This is a genomic window from Pelomonas parva (assembly GCF_043555835.1).
In the GTDB taxonomy this organism is placed as follows: domain Bacteria; phylum Pseudomonadota; class Gammaproteobacteria; order Burkholderiales; family Burkholderiaceae_C; genus Pelomonas; species Pelomonas parva.
Window position 1 is genome coordinate 289,505 of record NZ_JBIGHV010000001.1, and the last position, 18,886, is coordinate 308,390.

An 18,886-nucleotide genomic window follows, 5' to 3' on the forward strand; every position below is an offset into this window, starting at 1 on the left:
GAACACGCTGACATGCCCCACGCCCGCCCCCTGCTCCACCTGATCGCAGGTGCGCGCCCGAACTTCATGAAGATCGCGCCCATGGTGCGTGCGCTGCAGCAGGACGGGCGGCTGCGCTTCGAGCTGGTCCACACGGGCCAGCACTTCGACCGCGACATGAACGACGTGTTCTTCGAGGAACTCGGCATCCCGCAGCCAGATGTGCGCCTGGGCTGCGGCGGCGGCACGCAGGCTGAGCAGACCGGCAAGATCATGCTGGCCTACGAGCAACTGCTGCAAAGCTCCCGGCCGGACTGCTGCGTGGTCGTGGGCGATGTGACCTCGACGCTGGCCTGCGCGCTGGTCGCCAAGAAGGCCGGCATTCCCGTGGCCCATGTCGAAGCCGGCCTGCGCAGCGGCGACCAGTTGATGCCCGAGGAGATCAACCGGCTCGTCACCGACGCCATCACCGACTGGTTCTTCATCACGGAGCCCTCCGGCCGCATGCACCTGGAGCGTGAGGGGAAGCCGGCTGATCGCCTATACGACGTGGGCCATGTGATGGTGGACAACCTGCTGTACCAGCAGGCCAAGCTCGTCGCCCATCCACAGCCCGACGCGCTGAAGGACCAACTGGGCAGCTATGCGGTGGTCACGCTGCACCGCCCCAGCAACGTCGATGGCGAAGCCAACCTGCGCCGGGCCCTCGGCGTGGTCAATGCGCTGGCCGAGGACATTCCCATCGTCTTCCCGATGCACCCGCGCACGCGCAAAGGCCTTGAAGTACATGGCATCGACGTCGGCAAGAACGTGCATCTGCTGTCCCCGCAGCCTTACATGGCCTTCTTGAACCTGTGGCGTGATGCAGCCCTTGTGCTGACCGACAGCGGCGGCCTGCAAGAGGAAACCACGGCGCTGGGCGTGCCCTGCGTGACGATGCGCGAAACCACCGAACGACCGGTCACCGTGGACGAGGGCAGCAATGTGCTCGCCGGCACCGACCCTGCGACGGTTCTCGCCGCCTGCCGCACGGTGCTGTCCGGCCAAGGCAAGAAGGGCCGCCGCCCAGCGCTGTGGGACGGCAAGGCAGCCGAGCGCATCGTGGCCATCCTGGCCGAACGGCTGGGCGCCTGACTAGTCGACCAGAGGCTGCAAGGCCTGCCTCACCAGCAGCCTCGCGCCAGCCATGCTGACATGGTTGTCGTCGAAGTACAGCGGAAGCCCTTCGGTGCTGATGACCGCACAGCGCTCTGCACACAACACCCCCGCCACGTCGATGCGCCGCGCACCGGTGGCAGCGGCGACGCGTGCCAGCAAGGCCAGCGCGGGTCCTTCACGTCGCAGGTAGTCCTCTCGCGGCATGCCAAAGTCCTCAAGGCTCCAACCGAAGCGTTGACGCTGCGCCAGCGCAGCGGGCACTGAGTACTCATAGGTCGGCACGGGATCGAGCAGCCAGACCTTCTTTCCTGCCTGGGCCAACGCCTGCACCGCCCGCTGCAGCCCTTGCTCGAACTCCGCCGCTTCGGAGGCATCGCTCATGTAGAGCGATGTACGGCCGGCGATCAACACGCGATCAGCGCGCGCATCGGCCAACAGACCGGCCAACACTGCTTCATTGCGCATCCGGCAATAGGACACGCCCGAAGGCACATACCCCACGGCAGGCGGGCAGCGCGAGGCGGTCAGCAGGGCGAGACTGCGAAGCGGCTGCTGGTCTGCCGGCCTTTGGCTGATCAGCGCCCCCAGCGCCTCGCCCACCTCGATGCCATGGCTGTCACCCCAGACGACCAACTGGTGCCTAGCATCGGGTTGGCCGACCTGGCAGCGGCCTTCATAGGCGATCTGCGCCTGCGAGGCAGCATGGCAGCGCGTCCGTGACGGGCTGTGGTCCTTAACTGCCGCCAGCAACGCGTTCACGGGCGTTGGAGTCCTGCTGGCACGATGCGAACTCCACCAGAGGCCCAGGGCCACCAGCAAGCAAACGCCGCTGGCAGCCGCCCCCGAAAGTAGCCAGCGACGCTCGGGCCAGTCAGCCCGCCGCAGCGGCATCTCGACCCAACGCAGCGACACCCACGCCAGGGCGACCGCCAGCGCGACGGCCACTGCCGCCTGCATCGCGCTCGGATGGCCCATCAGTCCATGACGCGCAAACACCAGCAGCGGCCAGTGCCAGAGGTAGAGCGAGAAGCTCAGAGCACCTACCCAGCGCAGCGGCGGCAGGGCCAGCATGCGGCTGGCCAGCGTTTGTCCGCGCCCGGCCTCGATCAATGCCGCAGCGCCGAGGCAAGGCCATAGCGCTGCCAGCCCTGGGAAAGCGGAGTCCGGTTTCAACAGCACACAAGCCGAAACGATGGCTGCGACACCGCCCACGCCCAAGGCCTGTCGAACCCCTGCGGGCCATGGCGCCCCCCCGCCCGCGACCCGCACCGCCAGCAGTGAACCCACCATCAGCTCGAAGGTGCGCGACAACGCCGAGTAGAAGGCCAGCGGGCCGTCACTCGCCAGCAGCCACTGCGAGTAGGCGAGCGAGGCCAACCCCACCGCCGCCAGCACCCAGCCAATGGCACCGCGTGCGCGACGGTACAGCGCCGCGAGCAGCAGCGGGAAGAAGATGTAGTACTGCTCCTCCACCGCGAGCGACCAGGTGTGCACCAGCGGCTTAAGGTCGGTGGCGCCGTCAAAGTAGCCGGTCGTTCGATACAGCTCCAGATTGGACGCGAACACCGCCGTCGCCCCCAAGGTGCGCGCGAACTCAACCCGCGCGGAGGGCGTGAGCAACAGCCAGGACGCTGCCGCCACAGCCGCCAGCATCACGAACAACGCCGGGAAGATGCGGCGTATGCGCGCGCTGTAGAAGGCGCCGATGCTGAAACTGCCATTCTCCAACCGCTGCAGCAACAGGCTGGTGATGAGGTAGCCGGAGATAACGAAGAAGACATCCACGCCCACATAGCCGCCGGGCAGCACCGCAGGCCACGCATGGAAGACCACCACGGGCACGATGGCCAACGCGCGCAAGCCCTCGATGTCGGGACGAAACCGCATGTGCAACCTTCAACTCAACAGATTCTTCGCCAGTCTCAGCGCGAACTTTGAACGGCTTCGGTCCCAGGGAGTGAACCGCGGAATCTGGAAGACATCCTCTCCCTGCCGGGCTGCAGCCCATCGCGTGGACACTGCGGCGTCGAAGCCGAGTTCACGCACCAAGCCCGGGTGCACGTCGGGGAGATAGTCCGTGCCCGGCCTGCCATTCGGATACGCGAACAGGCCGACGCGCTCACCCAGCAGAGACTGCAGCATGTCGCGGCTGCGGGCCATTTCGTCAGCAGCCTGCTGCGGCGACAGCGTCGCCAGGATGGGATGGCTGACCGTGTGCGCACCGATCTGCATGCCGGCCGCACGCAGCGCACGCACCTGGCCCGAACTCATCATCAAGTCGTCGGGCAGCACCGATTCGGCTCTCGCGGCAATCGCATCCACGCAGACCTGACGCTGCTCGGGCACCAGGTACTTGACCCGCGGTATCAAGGCTTGCAGCAGCGCGCGGCGATTGGACAGCCCATGCTGGCCAAGGTCTGCGCCCTGTGCATCGCGCAGGCCGCGCAGATCGAGCATGGGCAGTGTGCTGCGACGCACCGCCTCGATCAGCGTGTCGTTCCACATGCGGCCACCGTTCAGGAAACCGGTGGCAACGAAGAAGCTGCATGGCAGGCCATGCCGCTGCAGCAGCGGTAGTGCGACGTCGTGGTTGTCGGTATAGCCGTCATCGAACGTCAGGGCTGCGGCGCGTGCAGGCAGGCTGCCGTCCTGCAGGCGGCGTGCCGCCTCATCCATGGGCAGCACGTTGAACCAGGACTTGACCCAGCCCAGCAGTTCGTCGAAGCGGGTGGCATCGACCTCTTCCGGAAACAACGGATCGGGCTCGCGCAGCACGCGGTGGAAGATCAGCACGCTGAGCCGGCCCGACGCGCCGGCCGGCGACAACCACGAAAACAGTGGCTTCATGGCAAGGCCGCCCTCTTCTTGGCAAAGCGCTTTTTAATGAACTCAGGCCACCAGATCAGCGGCTCTTCCTTCTCATGCGCCCATTCCTTGCGCGCCAGCCAGCGCCTCCCGGCGACGGCCAGGATGAGCAGGTTGTAGGGCAGGTCCCAGTAGGTCAGGGACAGGAAGGCGCCGCCCACCGCAAAGCCGGCCAAGCTGACCTGCAGCATGCTGCCGAGGTCGGACAACCAGCGCGTTTCGGGCTGGGCAACGCCCTTCACTCGCAAGTGGCCGGCCGAGAGGAAAACCATCGTGAACAGCGTTAGGTACAGAAACAGGCCAATGAAGCCGTGCTCGCCCAGCACCATGAAATAGATGCTGTGTGCAGCATGCACGCGACCGGGTTCAGGAGCGTAGATCGCAAACACGCCGGGCGACGAAACCATAAAACCGCCGCCAAAAATCCTGTCTGTGGCCAGGTTGTAGGCCATGTGCCAGGCGTTGATGCGGCCCAGTGCCGAGTCGTCCTGCTCGTAGGTCTTGATGGTGTTCATGCGGTCCCACCACTCCTGCGGCATCATGGACAGCATCACCGCGCCCAGCACTAGCAGCACGACAGCTCCCAGCAGCTTGTTCTTGCCCCGCCACCACAGCACCAGCCCCATGGCCACGAGAGCTAGCAGCGCGCCTCGCGAGTGGCTGCCCAGTGCTGCCATGGCCATCAGCGCCATGCAGACGGTCATCGTCGTCTTGGCCCACTTGGCCTGCATCTGCATCTGCAGAAAGCGCATCAGCGGAATGACGATGACGATGGCCAGCGCGATCTCATTGTTGCCTTCGATGTAGGTGCTCTCCGGCCCCCAGACGCGGTAGCTGCCCCCCGTGGCCAGTGTGAATGCGCCGCCCTTGACGCCGTAGAAGCCGATGGAGAAGACCAGCACCCAGGCCAGCAACATGATGTGGCGCTTGCTGTGTATCAGCACCATGGCCACCAGGATCATTAAATCGATCTTCATGACTCGTTTCCACAGGTCGAACGAATCGCTGAAGATGATGGAAAACGGCAGCGTGATGCACATCCACGCCATGAACAGGAGAAGCACGATGCCCTCGCGGCTTTGCGAGTAGTCGCGACGATCCTTGGTCATGAACAGCCCCAGCAACGTCGCGCCGCCGATGGCCGCCGCGAAGGGCATCGTGCTCAACGTCCAGCTGAGCTGGTGGGGGTTCATGATGCTGAGCCAAGTCCATCCGAGGATGCCAATCCAGGGCCGGCGGAAGGCCTGCAGGAAGCACCAGCCGATGATGACGAGCAGCGCGAGGTCACGCATCGCGGCGCGCCTCCCTGGTCACGCGGTCGAAAAGCGCCAGCTGGCCGTCCGTCGTGGCTTGCCAGCTGAAGCCTTCAGCATACCGGCGGGTGGCAGCACAATCCACGTCAGCGGCGAGCAGGTCTCTGGTTGCAGCCGCGAACGAGGCACCATCACGGCGCGCCACCAGGCGGCCCGCTTCCGGAAGCGCCACCACCTCGGGCGTTCCCCAGATGTCGGTGGCCACGACCGGTGTCCCGCAGGCCATCGACTCCAGCAACACGTTGGCCCAGCCCTCTCGGCTGGAGCACAGCAGCAGCGCGTCTGCGGCGCTGTACCACTTGGGCAGTTCGGTGTTGGGCAACGAACCGGTCAGCCGCACCTGGTCAGCCACACCCAGGCGCACGGCCAGCGCGGTGAGCGCCGCCCGCTCCTCCCCCTCGCCGATGATGACCAGACGTGCGCCGGGGCGCTGCTTGACGATCTCCGCCAGCGCCTCGATGGCGACGTGATGGCCCTTGCGTTCGATCAGGTGGCCCACCGACAGCAGCAGCGGCTCGCCCGAGACGCCCAGCTCCGCGCGCATGTCGGTCTGGGGCCAGGGCCTGAAGCGCTCCAGGTCCACGCCATTGCGCAGCACATGCAGGCGCGCCGGGTCATGGCCCCAGCCACGCAGCACTTCCATCAGCGCCGCACAGACGCCGATGGAGGCGGCGGCGCGGCGGGCGGCCCACTGGATCATGCGCCTGGGCAGCATGTGCTGCGGGATCAGGTTGAGGTCGGTGCCGCGGGCCGTGATCGTCAGCGGCTTGTCGAACCACTTGGCCAACAAGGCCGCCGCCACGCCGTCGGGGTAGTAGTAATGGGCATCGATGACATCGAAGTCGAAGCCCTCGTCGATCAACTGCTGCACCGCCGCCCGCGCGCCCAGCGCCAGCGTCAACGGCGCCGAGGTCATGCCGACCTTGGGTGCCAGCAGATAGCGCGGATGGCGCACGTCGATGCCGTTGCGCTGCTCGCGCGCCGGTGTCGCCGCGAACTTCGCGTACTCGCCCCAGCGCGGGTTGCTCGACGGGAACCACGGCACCGGCGCCACGACGCGCGACTCGACCTGGCCGCTCTTGATCAGCTCGCGCAGCCGCGTCTCGACGAAGATGCCATGGTTGGGCCGCACGCTGCTGGGGAACAGCGTCGAGAAGGTCAGTACCTTCAACTGCTTCACGACGCCTCCACCGCTTCAACCAGGATGCGGCCAAACACATCGGCCGCGACGCGATGGCCGAAGCGAGCCTCCACCAGTTCGCGAGCGGCGCGCGACAGCTTCAGGCGCAGCGTGCCATCGGCAATCAGCTTCAGCGTCGCGCTGGCCAATGCCTCGGCGCCATCGGCGCGCAGGAAGTGGGTGCCGTCGTCGACATCCAGGCCCTCGATGCCGATGGTCGTCGACACGACCGGCAGCCCCATCGCCATCGCCTCGAAGGCCTTGATGCGGGTGCCGCCGCCGACACGCAGCGGGATGACGAAGGCCTGGGCGTCACGCACATGGTCGCGCACGTCGTCGACGAAGCCGGTGAAGCTCACGCCCTGCACATTGCGCTGCACCAGCGACGCGGGCGGGTTCTTGCCGACGACGCGCAACTGCGCGTTCGGCACCTTGGCGCGCACCAGCGGCCACACCTCCTCGATGTAGAAGCGGATGCCGTCGACATTGGCCTCCCAGTCCATCGAGCCGGTGAAGACGACTGTGGGGCTGCCATCGGCGGGCGTCTGCCAGAAGAAGAAGTCGAGGTCCACGCCGGTCGGGATGGCGCGCGCGGTCGTCAGGCCATCGGCGGCGAACTTCTTCGCGTCGCGCTCGGACACGGCGACGATACGCGTGAAGCTCGCCAGCGCTTCGCGCTCGAAGCGGCGCATCTTGGCGGCCTGCGAGGCCCACAGCCAGCGCAGCGGCGCGCTCGCGGCCGTCTTGGCGTGACGCTCGAAGATCTCGGCCTCGACGTTGTGCGTGAAGCAGACCGTGGCGCCCTTGAGGCTGGCCGGACGCAGCACGGCGGCGTGGACAAAGTCGAACACGACGACGTCAAAGCGCTCAGCGGCGAGCAGCTTCTCTACCGCCCCGACGGCCGCCGGCGTGCGGTCGGCTGCGACGTTGATGGGCAAGGCCGACAGCAGGTCGGGCGCCCGCTGCCAGCGCGGGCGCACGGCGCTCGGCGCCCAGCCGATGAAGCGGTCGCATTGCCGTTCCAGCTCGCCCTGCCATTCGCGCTGCTGCTCGGGCGTGGCCGGCGATACCAGCGTGATCTCGAACCGGCCGCTCTCCTTCAGGCCGCGCAGGATGTTGCCCGTGCGGATCTTGCCGCCGGCATCAGCCGGGAACAGGAAGACCGGCGAGATGAACGCGATCTTGAGCCGACGCTCCTTCAGGCTCACCAGCAGATGCCCTCGTACTGCGCAAATCCAGCGTCGCGCAGATCGGCATAACCATTCAAGTCCACGACACGGGCACCCTTGGCCAGCGCGATGATGCGCTGGCGCGTCTCGGCGTCCGCATGGCCCACGACGACGATCTCGGCGCGTGCCAGCGCCGCGTCGGGCGTCTCGTGCAGCAGCTTGTCGAGGTGAGGAATCTCGCGGTCGATGTATTCCTTGTTCTTGCCCAGCAGCCGCGCGATCTTGACGAACTTGTCGTAGATCGCCAGGTCGAAGCCCTTGCCGAGCAGCTTCTCGGCCAGCACGACCAGCGGCGAGTCGCGCAGGTCGTCGGTGCCCGGCTTGAAGGCCAGGCCGAACAGCGCCACAGGCTTGCGGCCGGCGGCAGCGATCAGCTCGTAGGCACGGCCGATGTGGGCGTCATTGCTGTCCAGCAGCGCGCCCAGCACGGGGATGTCCACGCCGCGCTCGCGGGCGATGGTCAGGAAGCCCTTGACCTCCTTGGGCAGGCAGGAGCCGCCGAAGGCGAAGCCGGGGCGCAGATAGGCCTTGGAGATGTTGAGCTGGGTGTCACGGCAGAACAGCTCCAGCACGTCGCGCGAGTCCAGGCCCGTCTCCTTCAGCACCGCGCCGGCTTCGTTGGCGAAGACGATCTTCAGCGCATGGAAGACGTTGCAAAGGTATTTGACCGACTCGGCCACGCCGACGTCGGCCGCGACGAAGTTGCCCGGCACGCCGGCATACAGCCGCTTCATGACCTCGACGCCGGCTTCGTCCAAGCTGCCGACGATGGTCTGCGGCGGGTTGTGGAAGTCAGAGACCGACGAGCCCTCGCGCAGGAACTCGGGGTTGAAGACCAGCGACAGGCGGTCGCCGATCTTGCGGCCGGCGGCCTTCTCCAGCAGCGGTGCGATGCGCGCCCGCGTGGTGCCGGGTGCGACGGTGCTGCGGATGACCAGCGTGTGCTGGCCGCCCTTCTTGGCGATTTCGGCGCCGATCTGGCCGACGACCGCGTCCAGCGCGGTCAGGTCTGGCATGTAGTTAGGCAGCGACGGCGTGGCAACGGAGATCAGCGAGATCTCGGTGTCACGCACGGCGGCGGCGACGTCGCGCGTGGCCGTCAGCTTGCCGGCCTTGACGGCGGCACCGATCAGCTCCTCGATGCCCTCCTCCACCACCGGCGACTGGCCGGACGCGATCAGCTCGACCTTGAGCGGGTTGATGTCGACGCCGACGACATCGTGACCAAGTTCGGGCAGGCAGGCACAGGACACCGCACCGACATAGCCGAGACCGAAAACCGAAACCTTCATGTTCTTCCTTGTGATTTCTTCAGGCTGCGGCGCGCGCGGGCACGGCAGCGGTACCGAGGCCCGCATTGCGCAGGAAGGCGTCGAACATCAGCAGCACCCAGAGCGGCTGCGCATGGTCCATCGCGCCGCGCTCGTGCTGGTCCAGCAGGCGTGAGATGACATCGGCATTGAACCAGCCTGTCTGCGCCAGCGCGCCGTGCTGCAGGGCCTGGCGGGTCTGCTCGCGCAGCGGGCCGCGCAGCCATCGCGCCAGCGGCACTGCGAAGCCCATCTTGGGCCGGTAGAGCACGTCGTTGGGCAGCATGGGCTCCAGCGCCTTCTTGAAGATGTACTTGCCCTCCTGGCCGCGCAGCTTCAGGTCGGACGGCAGCGTGGCCACCCACTCGACGAGCTTGTGGTCCATCAGCGGCTCGCGCACTTCCAGGCTGTGGGCCATGCTGGCGCGGTCGACCTTGGTGTTGATGTCGCCCGGCAGATAGGTGTGGATGTCGAGGTACTGGATGAGGGCCAGCGGGTCGTCCGTGTTCGCGCGCTGCGCATGCTCGTGGAAGACCTCGCTGGCATGCCAACCCTGCAGCTCGCGCTTAAAGCCGTCGCTGAACAGCTCGTGGCGCAGCGGGTCGCGCACCAGGCCCATGGTGTTGAAGTAAGCGTCGACGGAATTGCGCGCGATGGCCTGGAAAGTGGTCTTGGCGCGGAACACGCGCGGCGCCCAGTCGGCCTTGGGGTAGACCTTGGCCAGCGGCCCGAAGACACCACGCCGCAGAGCCAACGGGAAGGCGCGGCGCATGCGCTCCTCGGCCATATGCATCTTGTAGCGGCGGTAGCCGCCGAGGCTCTCGTCGCCGCCGTCGCCACTGAGCGCCACTGTCACATGCTTGCGGGCCAGCTCGCAGACGCGGTAGGTGGGGATGGCGGACGAGTCGGCATAGGGCTCGTCGTAGAGGTGGGCGAGCAGGTCCACCAGGCCGAAGTCGTCGCTGCTGACGGTCTCGACGCGGTGGTTGGTGCGGTAGCGGTCCGCCACCTGCTGCGCGAACTGCGTCTCGTTGAACTTCGGGTCGTCGAAGCCGATGGAGCAGGTGTTGACGGGCTGGTCGTCCAGCTGCGCCATCGCCGCGACGACGGCGCTGGAGTCCACGCCGCCCGACAAAAAGGCACCCAGCGGCACCTCCGCCTTCAGGCGCAGCTTGACGGATTCGGATAGCTGGCGCCGCAACTCCTCGGCCGCCTCTTCCTCGCCGATCTTGGCATCCAGCGTGAAGTTCACGTCCCAGTAGCGCTGCGGCGTGCCCACAGCCTGACCGCGCTTGACGAGCAGGCGGTGGCCGGGTGCCAGCTTCTTGGCGTGCTTGTAGATGGTGGCCGGGTCGGGCACGTAGCCGAGCGCGAAATAGGCCTCCACAGAACGCGGGTCGATCTCCTGGCGCAGTCCGCCGTGGGCCATCAGGCTCTTCAGCTCGGAGCCGAACAGCAGCCAGCCGTCCTCGGTGAGCGCGTAGTGCAGCGGCTTCACGCCCAGGCGGTCGCGGGCCATGAAAAGGCAGTCGCGACGGCGGTCGTGGACCATGAAGGCGAACATGCCGCGCAAGTGGTGCACACAGTCCTCGCCCCAGTGCTCCCAGGCGCGCACGATGGCCTCCGAATCACTCTTGGTGCGGAACACATAGCCATGGCCGCGCAGCTCGTCCATCAGCTCCAGGTAGTTGTAGACCTCGCCGTTGAAGACCAGGGCCACCGTCTTGTCATCGTTGAAGATGGGCTGCTGGCCGGTAGCGATGTCGATGACCGACAGGCGCCGGTGACCGAAGCCCACACCGGGCTCGATGTGCAGGTCGCCTTCGTCAGGCCCGCGATGATGCTGGGACTCGTTCATCCGCTGCAGGCGCGCGCGCTCGGGGACGCGCTGGCCGCGGGTGTCGAACAGACCGGTGATGCCGCACATGGGTTGAGACCTGGTTCAGCCAATCGAAGGGAGGAAGCCTGACGCCGACGGGTGCAGGCAAAGGCGGATTCTTACCGAGCTTGGTGATGCGCTCCGGCGATTGAACGCATCCAGTGTGATCTGGGGCACGGGTTATCCCCCTGGCCGGGGGATGCCGGAGGGCCGGGGGTCAGTGCTGGCGATGGAAGCTCGCCGTCCGTTCTGCCTCCAGCACTTGATGGATGCCGATGTGAAGGCAGCGGCCGCTTGCATGCGGCTGGCCGGCGGGCTCGTCGGACCTGAAGCGGATGCAGCGCACGTAAAGCGGCGACAAGTTGTTCACCGACGTGACGAGGCGCACCGGCCGGCGCGACACGCGGCGGAACACGCCGACGAGTTGGGCGATGCTGACGGCCTGCTCGGCAGCGATGATCTTCAAGACGACCTCGCCCGCTCGGTCCCACAGGTCGTGCACTGCAGCCAGCGTGCGGTCGGCTGCGTCGTCGGCAAAGATGTAGTCACGGATGGTGTCCAGCGGCACGTAGATGTGCACCACCTCGTTGGCCACGATGCGCCGCGCCAGCTGGCTGATCAGGCCTTGCGCCTTGTCACGCGACTGGCCTGTGCCGTACAGCGTCGAATAGCGCGCCAGCAGGGCCGCCCAACCAGGCTGAGCCTCAATGGCAAGGCAGACTTTAGCCTCCAGGCGCAGCTTGTGCGCTGCATAGGCCGTGCCCGGGGCGGCCGCGCTGCTTTCGCTGATGACGTCCTCGCTCGACTGGCCGTAGATGGCCCCGGCGGAACTGGCCAGCACCAGGCAGCCCGGCGTAGCACGCAGCGCCAAGTCCGCCGCCAGGCGCTCCAGCAGCAGATCGAGGGCCTGCGCCTCCAGGCCCAGGCTGGCCGCATCGCTGGACATCGAGCCCACGCCGGCCGCCCAGACCAGCAGCCAACGCCCGGCCCGCTCTGCAGCGCGGGCGAAGGCCTGCACCTCGCGGTCCAGCTGTGCGGCCAGCAGGTCGTTGCGCCCCCAGGCCAGGCGTTGCTCGACGGCATGCAGCAGGGCACCGTCCACCCGGCCGAGTGCACGCACAAGCGCGCTGCCCAGCAGCCCACCCGCGCCGACCACCCAGACCGCCTGGCGCATCACTCGGTGGGCGGCCGCGTGGGCTTGCTGCTCACCACGTAGAGCGGCCGACCCATTGCAATGCCCATCGTGACCGCCAGGTACTCGGCGATGACGCCCAGCGCCATCAGCATCGCGCCGCTGAAGAAGGACACGACGATGACGAGGGACGCCCAGCCCTGCACCGGGATACCGCCCAACAGTTTGCTGATCAGCACCCACAGCATCAGCCCTAAGGCTGCGAGCACCGACAACCCGCCCGCCAACGTGATGAGGCGCAGCGGACGGGTGCCGCTGGTCAACACCAGTGCCCAGAAGTGGCCTACAAGCTTGAGCAACGAATAGCCCGAAGGCCGGTCCGACTCCTCCCGCACGTGCACAGGGCAATGTCCAACGCGCATCGTCAGCCAGGACAAGCCGACGTCCAAGTACACGCCGTAGCCGCAATAGGCCGCGAGCGAACGGGCGATCTCTCCGTCTATGAGGCGGTAGCTATTGAAGCGCCCCATCACCGCATTGCCCAGCATGCGCACGCTGACGGACTTGGCGAGGCGGCTGGCCGCATTGCGCAATACGCCGTGTGGTGGCGGGTTGGTCGGCTCGGCATAGACCAACTGGTGGCGACCGGTCAGCGCGGTGTCCAGCATGCGCGGCAGATCGGCCGGGTTCTGCTGGCCGTCTTCGTCCAGCGTCGCGATCCAGTTGCCAACCGCGCCGGCGATGCCGGCCAGCGTGGCGGCATGCTGGCCGAAGTTGCGGGACAGCCAGACCGGGCGCACCTCGGGGTGCTCGCGAGCCAGTGCCTCGATGGTCTGATCCGAGCCGTCCGGCCCGCAGTCGTGCACCAGCAGGATCTCGCAGACGCGATAGGCCACGCCCGACGGCGTGCGCCCGACCTGCGTCAACGGCATCAGCTCGCCGATCAGCGTCGGCAGGCTCTTGGCACCGCGATAGACGGGGATGACGACCGAGACGCGCAAGGCGTCCGGCACCAGGGCCGGTTCATTCATACGCTCACACCCCTCCATGTGTTGGTCGCTCCGCCCGAGAGTGGCGGTCCGGGTGGACCGCATTCCGGCGCAGCGCGCGAAAGCACGGATTCTTACCGAGCTTGGTGACGCGCCCGGCAAGCTGACGCACGTACCGTGACGTGGGGCATGGGTCACCCCCCCGTCCAAGGGATGCATCCCCAGTCAGCAGGAACGGCACCGTATCGCGAGCGCCGATACTTCGACGCTGTCCGCTGCTGCCTTGCACCGCATCGCCCCTGCCTTGATCGCCCAGCTGTTCTCCTTCCTGTCTGTCGGCGCACTCGCCACGGCGCTGCAGTACGCCATTGCGACACTGCTGGCGCTGGCCGCAGGGCTGGACCTGGTGGCTGCGTCGACGATCGGCTTCCTGATCAGCGCGGTCTTCAACTACTGGGCCAACGCGCGCCTCACCTTCGCCGCCCAGAGCAACCACACACGCGATCGTGGCCAGCAGTTGCGCTTTGCGGCCATGGTGGTGCTGGGCTGTGCGATGAACGCTGTGCTGCTGCGCATCGCCGTATCGCTGGGCATGCATGCCGTGCTGGCCCAACTCATCGCCACCGCCGGTGTGCTGGCCGCCAATTTCGCCCTCGGCCACCTCTGGGTGTTCCGCAGACATTGACTTCTGGCCCGCCATGGAATTGGTCGCCCCCAACGTTTCCCCTGCACCAGTTGGGTCGCTGGCTCGGCACCGGTCGTCAACGTCGTGCTGCCCTGTTACAACGAGGAGGCCCTGCTGCACGAGACGGCAAGCCGCCTGGGCGCGCTGCTCGCCGAGTTGAAAGCCGATGGGCTGATTGCGCAGGTCAGCTCCGCCTACTACATCGACGACGGCAGCCGAGACGGAGCCCGGGCGCCAATCGAGACGCTGGCCCGCGGACGCCTTGCGGCATCAAGCCTTCTTGCCCGGCGCTCGATCGCCGTCACGTGCCCCAGGCCGTCCTGCATCCGAAGTCGATCCATTCACCTTCACCGCATTCGCAGTTGCTGTGCGAACAAGGTTCTCAGCGTCAGGATCGACGGGGAAGATGAGTTGGCGGAACGCTTACCCAACAAACCAACCGTCGGCCTCGCCCTCCAACAGTTCCTGGTTGCCGCCGACAACGATGGCAATCGCTGCGATGCAGACCTGCTAGCCGTAGCTTCCAGCCGGCCCGCAACTTCACGTTCAGTCGACTCCCGGTGATCGTGCTCCGGGAGTTCTGACGCCACGACCGCGATACAGCGCGTAATCGCCGTAGGCCTGCTCGAGAGTCATATGGGTCTTTACCCAGCCAATGCGGTCCCAGTCACCGACCCAAATCGGATCTGTGGGTTGCACCAACTGGTAATCGTCAGCTGATGCACCTTGCGTGACCTGCCACCTCCCGACGGTACGGCCGCCGAGATATGTCAGCGGATAGGCTGCCTGAGGGAGGAAGGCGGTCACGTTTGCAGTACTTGGCAGTTCGGCAAGGTGACGGGCCATGGCCTCCTGGTTGGCACGCGGCACACCGTAAGACCCAGGCCGCGACAGCGGGGTCCTGCGGGCCGCTTCGTACACAAGCATCAGCGACTCTCCCACCGCCAACATTCGCACGTTGAGCAGGCCCTGCACGGCACACGAAGCGACGACTACCGCGTGGGCAATCCACAACACGCGCGGCCGCTCGGCGCGCGCCAGTGCGGAGGCGGCCAAGAGAAGGCCGGCCAACCAAAGCAACGGAATAGCCGGCCAGAGATAGCGGACATGCGAGATCGGTGCCTTGACGAGCCAAGCCAGCCAGCCTGAAAGGCCGGCGAACAGCAGGAAACTGCACAACTGAAGCGTGGCGTCGCCCTCGCGCTGCGCAACGAGCCGGCTGCAGATCCAACCGGTCAGGGCAAGGAGTGCCAACACTGGCATCACGCCCTCGCCGACAACGGCGTAGTTCAGGCGAAGCAGCACACCGTCATAGCCGCGAGCGACGCCGCTGGCACTGCCCGCCGCAGCCACCGCGTCGTGCCAAGGAACATCAGCGAACGCCACCACGTAGCCAGCGACACACGCGGCAAAAACACTGCCAGCCGTGGCCACAGCCAGCAGAGCATGGGCCAGGCGAACCGGCCATCCGCGACCGGCAAAAACGGCCCAAAGTAGCAGCGCCGGCAACATAGAAAGGCAGGTCATGCGCGTTGCACAAGCCAGGCCGAACAGGACCCCGGCTGCCAGCGCACCGACAGCGCTCCGGTGGCCAGGACCCACCCAATAGAGTGCAGCGAGCAAGAACACCATCGTGGCTATGATTTCCGACGTGGCGAGCGATGCCTGGAGCAGGAAGCCAGGCGCCGTGACGAACACTGCCGTACCGGCCGCCGCCAGCGCCGAGTTGCCAACGTGGCGCCGCAGCGTCCTGTACACCAGGGCCAGCAGGCACAAGGCGGCCACAACCGACACCAGCCGATGCAACAGAATGTCGCCGCTGTGAACCAACGCAACGAGGCCGTGCAGTAACGCGTGCAATCCTCCAGTCGTTGTCACTGGCGCGTCCAGGGCGCTGGTGGGCGGCTGCGGCAAGCCGAACGCCTTCATGGTGCTCATGAGGTTCCAGACCTCGTCAGGCTCAACGGTCAACAGCACCGCACCAGCCAGGAAGATCAGGCAGAACGCCGCAACAATGATCGCGTGAACTGTCAAAAGCGGCGAAAGCTTGTTGAGTCTCATGTGTGAGGCCGTTGCATTGAAGGGCAGGAGTACGCACTCAGCGATTTAAGAGGACGGGATGCGGCGAGGCGGTGAGCGGCAGGCGTTTACCGGGACAGTTGCGCACCGCTAAGCCTCATCCGCTGTTGTGAGGCCTGTGTAAAGGGCAGCATAGGCAGCCACCATACCGTCGAGGCTGAACTGCGCTCGCACGCGCGCAAGCGACGCAGACGCCAGCCGCGCGCGCAACTCTGGCTCACACACCAGTCGTGCCAGCGCTGCTGCCAATGTGGCGCTATCTTGAGACGGCACCAGCAGCCCATTGACGCCCTGCTCCACCAGTTCCGCGTTGCCGCCCACATCGGTCACCACAGGTGCGCAGCCGCAGGCCATGGCTTCGAGCAGCGTGTTGCTGATCCCCTCGGCCTGGGAGGGCAGCGCGAAGATGTCGAACTGTGGCAAGAGATCCGGGATGTCGGAACGGTCACCGGGCAGCCAAGACTGGCCCGCCGCACCGGCCTGCGACAGCCGCTCGCGCGCCGCATCCAGCAACGGCCCGCCACCCAGCATGACGAGACGCAACCTCTGCCAATCCCCGGGGCAGAGCTCACGCAGCCGCAGGAAGGCATCGACAAGGTTGAGCGGGTCCTTTACGGCCTGCATGCGGCCCACGGCACCAATGACGACATGCTGCTGGCGCCGGTAGGGCCAGTGCTCGGGGACGACGTCCGCTGGCACGAAGCGCTTTGTATCCACACCATTGCAAATGCGCAGCACCCGGTCAGGCGGGAAGCCAACCGGCCCTGTCAGATAGCCTTCGATAACCTGGGACAACGCCACGAAACGGTGTGTCCCGACTCCGTAAATCCGGCGCAAGCGTTGATTAACACGGCTGACGCCGCCCAGGTCGTTCACGTCCCAGCCATGCTCGCTGTGGATTCGCAGCGGCACACCTGCAGCCCAAGCGGGCCACTGGAACTCCATCGCGCCCAGGTTACGTGTGTGCACGATATCGGGGCGCAACTCGCGCAACAGCTTGTAAAACCGAGGGTAAAGCCAGAACCCTTGGCCGGGCGGCTTTTGCAGTGCAATGAACTGCGTTCCCGGCGCCTTCACCCGCTCCTTGAAAGCGGTGATCTCCGTCACGGCGACGACTACATGCCGGAACGCTGGCATATGGTTGATGAGGTTCACGACCCCGTTCTCCAGCCCGCCGGTGTCGAAGCGATGGAGTACATGCACAACGACGGGCCGCGAGTTCGCTGCACCGCAGCCGGCAATTTCGGTCGGGGCTTTCAACGACGCCCCTACTGCGCTGCCGGGTTGACGAGGCGAACCTCATGGAAGCGCACTTTGCCGATTTCTTCGCTACGCAATACCTCCAAGGGGCGGCCAAATTTCCAAAGAGCGTATCGCGCCAGCATCTTCAGATAGGTGTCACTGGCATAAATCTTTATCACGCGCCCACTCCGCAGACATTCCGCGAACGTACAGCCCTGGGCGTCTTCGAAAATATGTCGTGCAGGATGATTGAACATGCCACCCAAGCTGACCAAGAGAGGAACTGGAGTGGGTTCGTTCGCCAAGGGCTTGAACAGTGTCTGCAACGGCAAATGGCTAGTCTGGAAATACACGACCTCAGCGGCATGCAGCCGAAGGTGGCCTCTCACTGCCTCAACATCCCAGTCCTTGGCCCGGTAATGTTCCTTGTAGAGACAGCCGAGCGTGATCAGCTGAAGAATGGCGACGCCCGCAAATATCCAGGCTCGCCTTATTCGCATCGCGCCCTGAGCGACATGGACCAAAGTGAGCGAGAACACACCAACCGCTAGCCCCAGCCCCACCCGCTCCGGAAACGGTCTACCGAGACAGGAAAATAGCAAATCCGCACCTATAAAGATGGTAACGGACAAAAGTATGGCTATCGGGCGAGCGGAAAATGAGGCCATGAAAACCACCGCCAGCAGCAACCAGAAATAGACAAATTCGTGAAGGTGCGCCACATGATCCCGCGCCTTCCAGCGGGAGCTGCGGATCCGATCCTGCCAACTTACCGATGCAGCAATTGCGTCGAGCCGCTCCGGAGTGAACAACGAGGAATCAGCCAGAAACCACTGGGACAACAACTCCCGCTCGGTCGCATCGAGCGGAGGTATCGCCGGGTCATTGGTCTTTTCCTGTCGAATTGAAGCCAGCCCGTAATCAACGAATGGCACAAGCGGCGCATGCGCACTATCGAAGGTAACGAGCGCCGGACTTCTCATTGGAGCCACAGACAAGGCCGCAACACCTATGGCGACACCAATACCTAGGCCGATAGTGATCGCTTGCAAGTGGCGCCCGGGTTTTCCCCTCTGCGCAGCGAAAATAAACGGCGCTCCCACCGCGATGGCCAAGATAGCCATCTCCACTCTCAACGCCGCACTGAAAAAAAACAGCAGCAATGCCCCAATGACGGCGGGCCGGCGGCCGTCTGAGGCCAACAGGAGGAGCGCCATCAGGGCCAGATATCCGGCAACGACCGTATATTGCGGAATCAGGAAAAGGGGCAGCGATGCAACAGAGAACAGAAAGCACACCGCTTGGCCAACGCGCAGCCGAATCATCGCAGTGAGTCCGGTCACCAAACCCACAACCAGCAGCGTATAAATGACGATCGCATACCCCGGACCGCCCGTCACCCTAGTCAGGCCGGCGGCCAGCATGCCAACGCCCGGGTGCATGAATGGAATATCTGCGGAAGGGGATGAAACTATCCCCCACCCCTGCGCGATCATGGAATAGTAAACATCGTCATGAATTTGCCAGACTGGCAGCGAGAGTGCGAAGACGCACACAAGGGCGATTGCAGTGAGCACAATCGCCCATGATTTTCCAACCCGAACCATTGCACTCATCATATTCCTTGGCCGCGCAGTCGCACGAGAGAATCCCAAGTTTTGCCGTTATCCCCTGCACACTTGGCAAGTTCTCGGAAAGGACTTGATTGATACATCTGCAAACCACACCTACGCGCGACGGCTCACTCACGACCTGCTCAGTGTATGGGCTTCGCGGATATTAAGCGGTGCGCCGTGGAGCACGGCTGGCGCGGTCGACGACCACGCTGGCCGCACCGAGGAATCTA

General features: G+C 65.5%; 15 protein-coding genes. 3 read left to right on the top strand and 12 right to left on the bottom strand.

Features of this window, described 5'->3' with window-relative positions; all coding sequences use genetic code 11:
* The first annotated feature begins 12 nt into the window (after positions 1-12).
* Entirely contained in the window at positions 13-1,113 is a 1,101-nt protein-coding gene (gene wecB / locus ACG00Y_RS01105) for a non-hydrolyzing UDP-N-acetylglucosamine 2-epimerase (protein ID WP_394475416.1), read from the top strand.
* On the opposite strand, the gene ACG00Y_RS01110 is transcribed toward wecB, so the two are convergent.
* The 9 genes from ACG00Y_RS01110 to ACG00Y_RS01150 all read right to left on the bottom strand — a co-directional run bounded on the left by ACG00Y_RS01110 (position 1,114) and on the right by ACG00Y_RS01150 (position 13,076).
* A complete protein-coding gene (locus ACG00Y_RS01110; RefSeq protein WP_394475417.1) occupies positions 1,114-3,024 on the bottom strand; it encodes an acyltransferase family protein in 1,911 nt (636 codons plus the stop codon). It abuts the gene before it with no gap.
* 9 nt (positions 3,025-3,033) lie between these two features.
* Positions 3,034-3,984, bottom strand: coding sequence for a polysaccharide deacetylase family protein (locus tag ACG00Y_RS01115; RefSeq protein WP_394475418.1), 951 nt, complete (start codon positions 3,982-3,984; stop codon positions 3,034-3,036).
* Complete coding sequence (locus ACG00Y_RS01120) at positions 3,981-5,294, bottom strand: putative O-glycosylation ligase, exosortase A system-associated (protein WP_394475419.1); 1,314 nt, start codon at positions 5,292-5,294, stop codon at positions 3,981-3,983. Before ACG00Y_RS01120 ends, ACG00Y_RS01115 begins: the two co-directional genes overlap by 4 nt.
* Entirely contained in the window at positions 5,287-6,486 is a 1,200-nt protein-coding gene (locus ACG00Y_RS01125) for a glycosyltransferase family 4 protein (RefSeq protein ID WP_419964746.1), read from the bottom strand. Before ACG00Y_RS01125 ends, ACG00Y_RS01120 begins: the two co-directional genes overlap by 8 nt.
* A 5-nt stretch (positions 6,487-6,491) precedes the next feature.
* The gene (locus ACG00Y_RS01130; RefSeq protein ID WP_394475421.1) at positions 6,492-7,703 is read right to left on the bottom strand and encodes a glycosyltransferase family 4 protein; all 1,212 of its coding nucleotides are present in this window, start codon (positions 7,701-7,703) and stop codon (positions 6,492-6,494) included.
* Positions 7,700-9,016, bottom strand: coding sequence for a nucleotide sugar dehydrogenase (locus ACG00Y_RS01135; RefSeq protein ID WP_394475422.1), 1,317 nt, complete (start codon positions 9,014-9,016; stop codon positions 7,700-7,702). The genes ACG00Y_RS01130 and ACG00Y_RS01135 overlap by 4 nt, the downstream gene beginning before the upstream one ends.
* Before the next feature lie 19 nt (positions 9,017-9,035).
* The gene (locus ACG00Y_RS01140; protein WP_394475423.1) at positions 9,036-10,961 is read right to left on the bottom strand and encodes an XrtA/PEP-CTERM system amidotransferase; all 1,926 of its coding nucleotides are present in this window, start codon (positions 10,959-10,961) and stop codon (positions 9,036-9,038) included.
* 169 nt (positions 10,962-11,130) lie between these two features.
* Positions 11,131-12,087, bottom strand: a complete 957-nt coding sequence (locus ACG00Y_RS01145; RefSeq protein WP_394475424.1) for an NAD-dependent epimerase/dehydratase family protein — start codon at positions 12,085-12,087, stop codon at positions 11,131-11,133.
* Entirely contained in the window at positions 12,087-13,076 is a 990-nt protein-coding gene (locus ACG00Y_RS01150) for a glycosyltransferase (RefSeq protein ID WP_394475425.1), read from the bottom strand. Before ACG00Y_RS01150 ends, ACG00Y_RS01145 begins: the two co-directional genes overlap by 1 nt.
* A 241-nt stretch (positions 13,077-13,317) precedes the next feature.
* Between ACG00Y_RS01150 and ACG00Y_RS01155 the strand changes: the two genes are divergently transcribed.
* Together ACG00Y_RS01155 and ACG00Y_RS01160 are read left to right on the top strand one after the other, a co-directional pair.
* Positions 13,318-13,719 (top strand): GtrA family protein, encoded by a 402-nt coding sequence (locus ACG00Y_RS01155; RefSeq protein ID WP_394475427.1) that lies wholly within the window; start codon positions 13,318-13,320, stop codon positions 13,717-13,719.
* Between the two features lie 84 nt (positions 13,720-13,803).
* Positions 13,804-14,283 (top strand): glycosyltransferase family protein, encoded by a 480-nt coding sequence (locus tag ACG00Y_RS01160; protein ID WP_394475428.1) that lies wholly within the window; start codon positions 13,804-13,806, stop codon positions 14,281-14,283.
* On the opposite strand, the gene ACG00Y_RS01165 is transcribed toward ACG00Y_RS01160, so the two are convergent.
* The 3 genes from ACG00Y_RS01165 to ACG00Y_RS01175 form a co-directional block, all read right to left on the bottom strand.
* Complete coding sequence (locus ACG00Y_RS01165) at positions 14,266-15,780, bottom strand: ArnT family glycosyltransferase (RefSeq protein ID WP_394475429.1); 1,515 nt, start codon at positions 15,778-15,780, stop codon at positions 14,266-14,268. The genes ACG00Y_RS01160 and ACG00Y_RS01165 overlap by 18 nt on opposite strands.
* Before the next feature lie 108 nt (positions 15,781-15,888).
* Positions 15,889-17,058: a TIGR03088 family PEP-CTERM/XrtA system glycosyltransferase gene (locus ACG00Y_RS01170; RefSeq protein ID WP_394475430.1), complete on the bottom strand. Its 1,170-nt coding sequence runs from the start codon at positions 17,056-17,058 to the stop codon at positions 15,889-15,891.
* 8 nt (positions 17,059-17,066) lie between these two features.
* Positions 17,067-18,656, bottom strand: a complete 1,590-nt coding sequence (locus tag ACG00Y_RS01175) for a hypothetical protein (protein ID WP_394475431.1) — start codon at positions 18,654-18,656, stop codon at positions 17,067-17,069.
* Positions 18,657-18,886 lie beyond the last annotated feature (230 nt).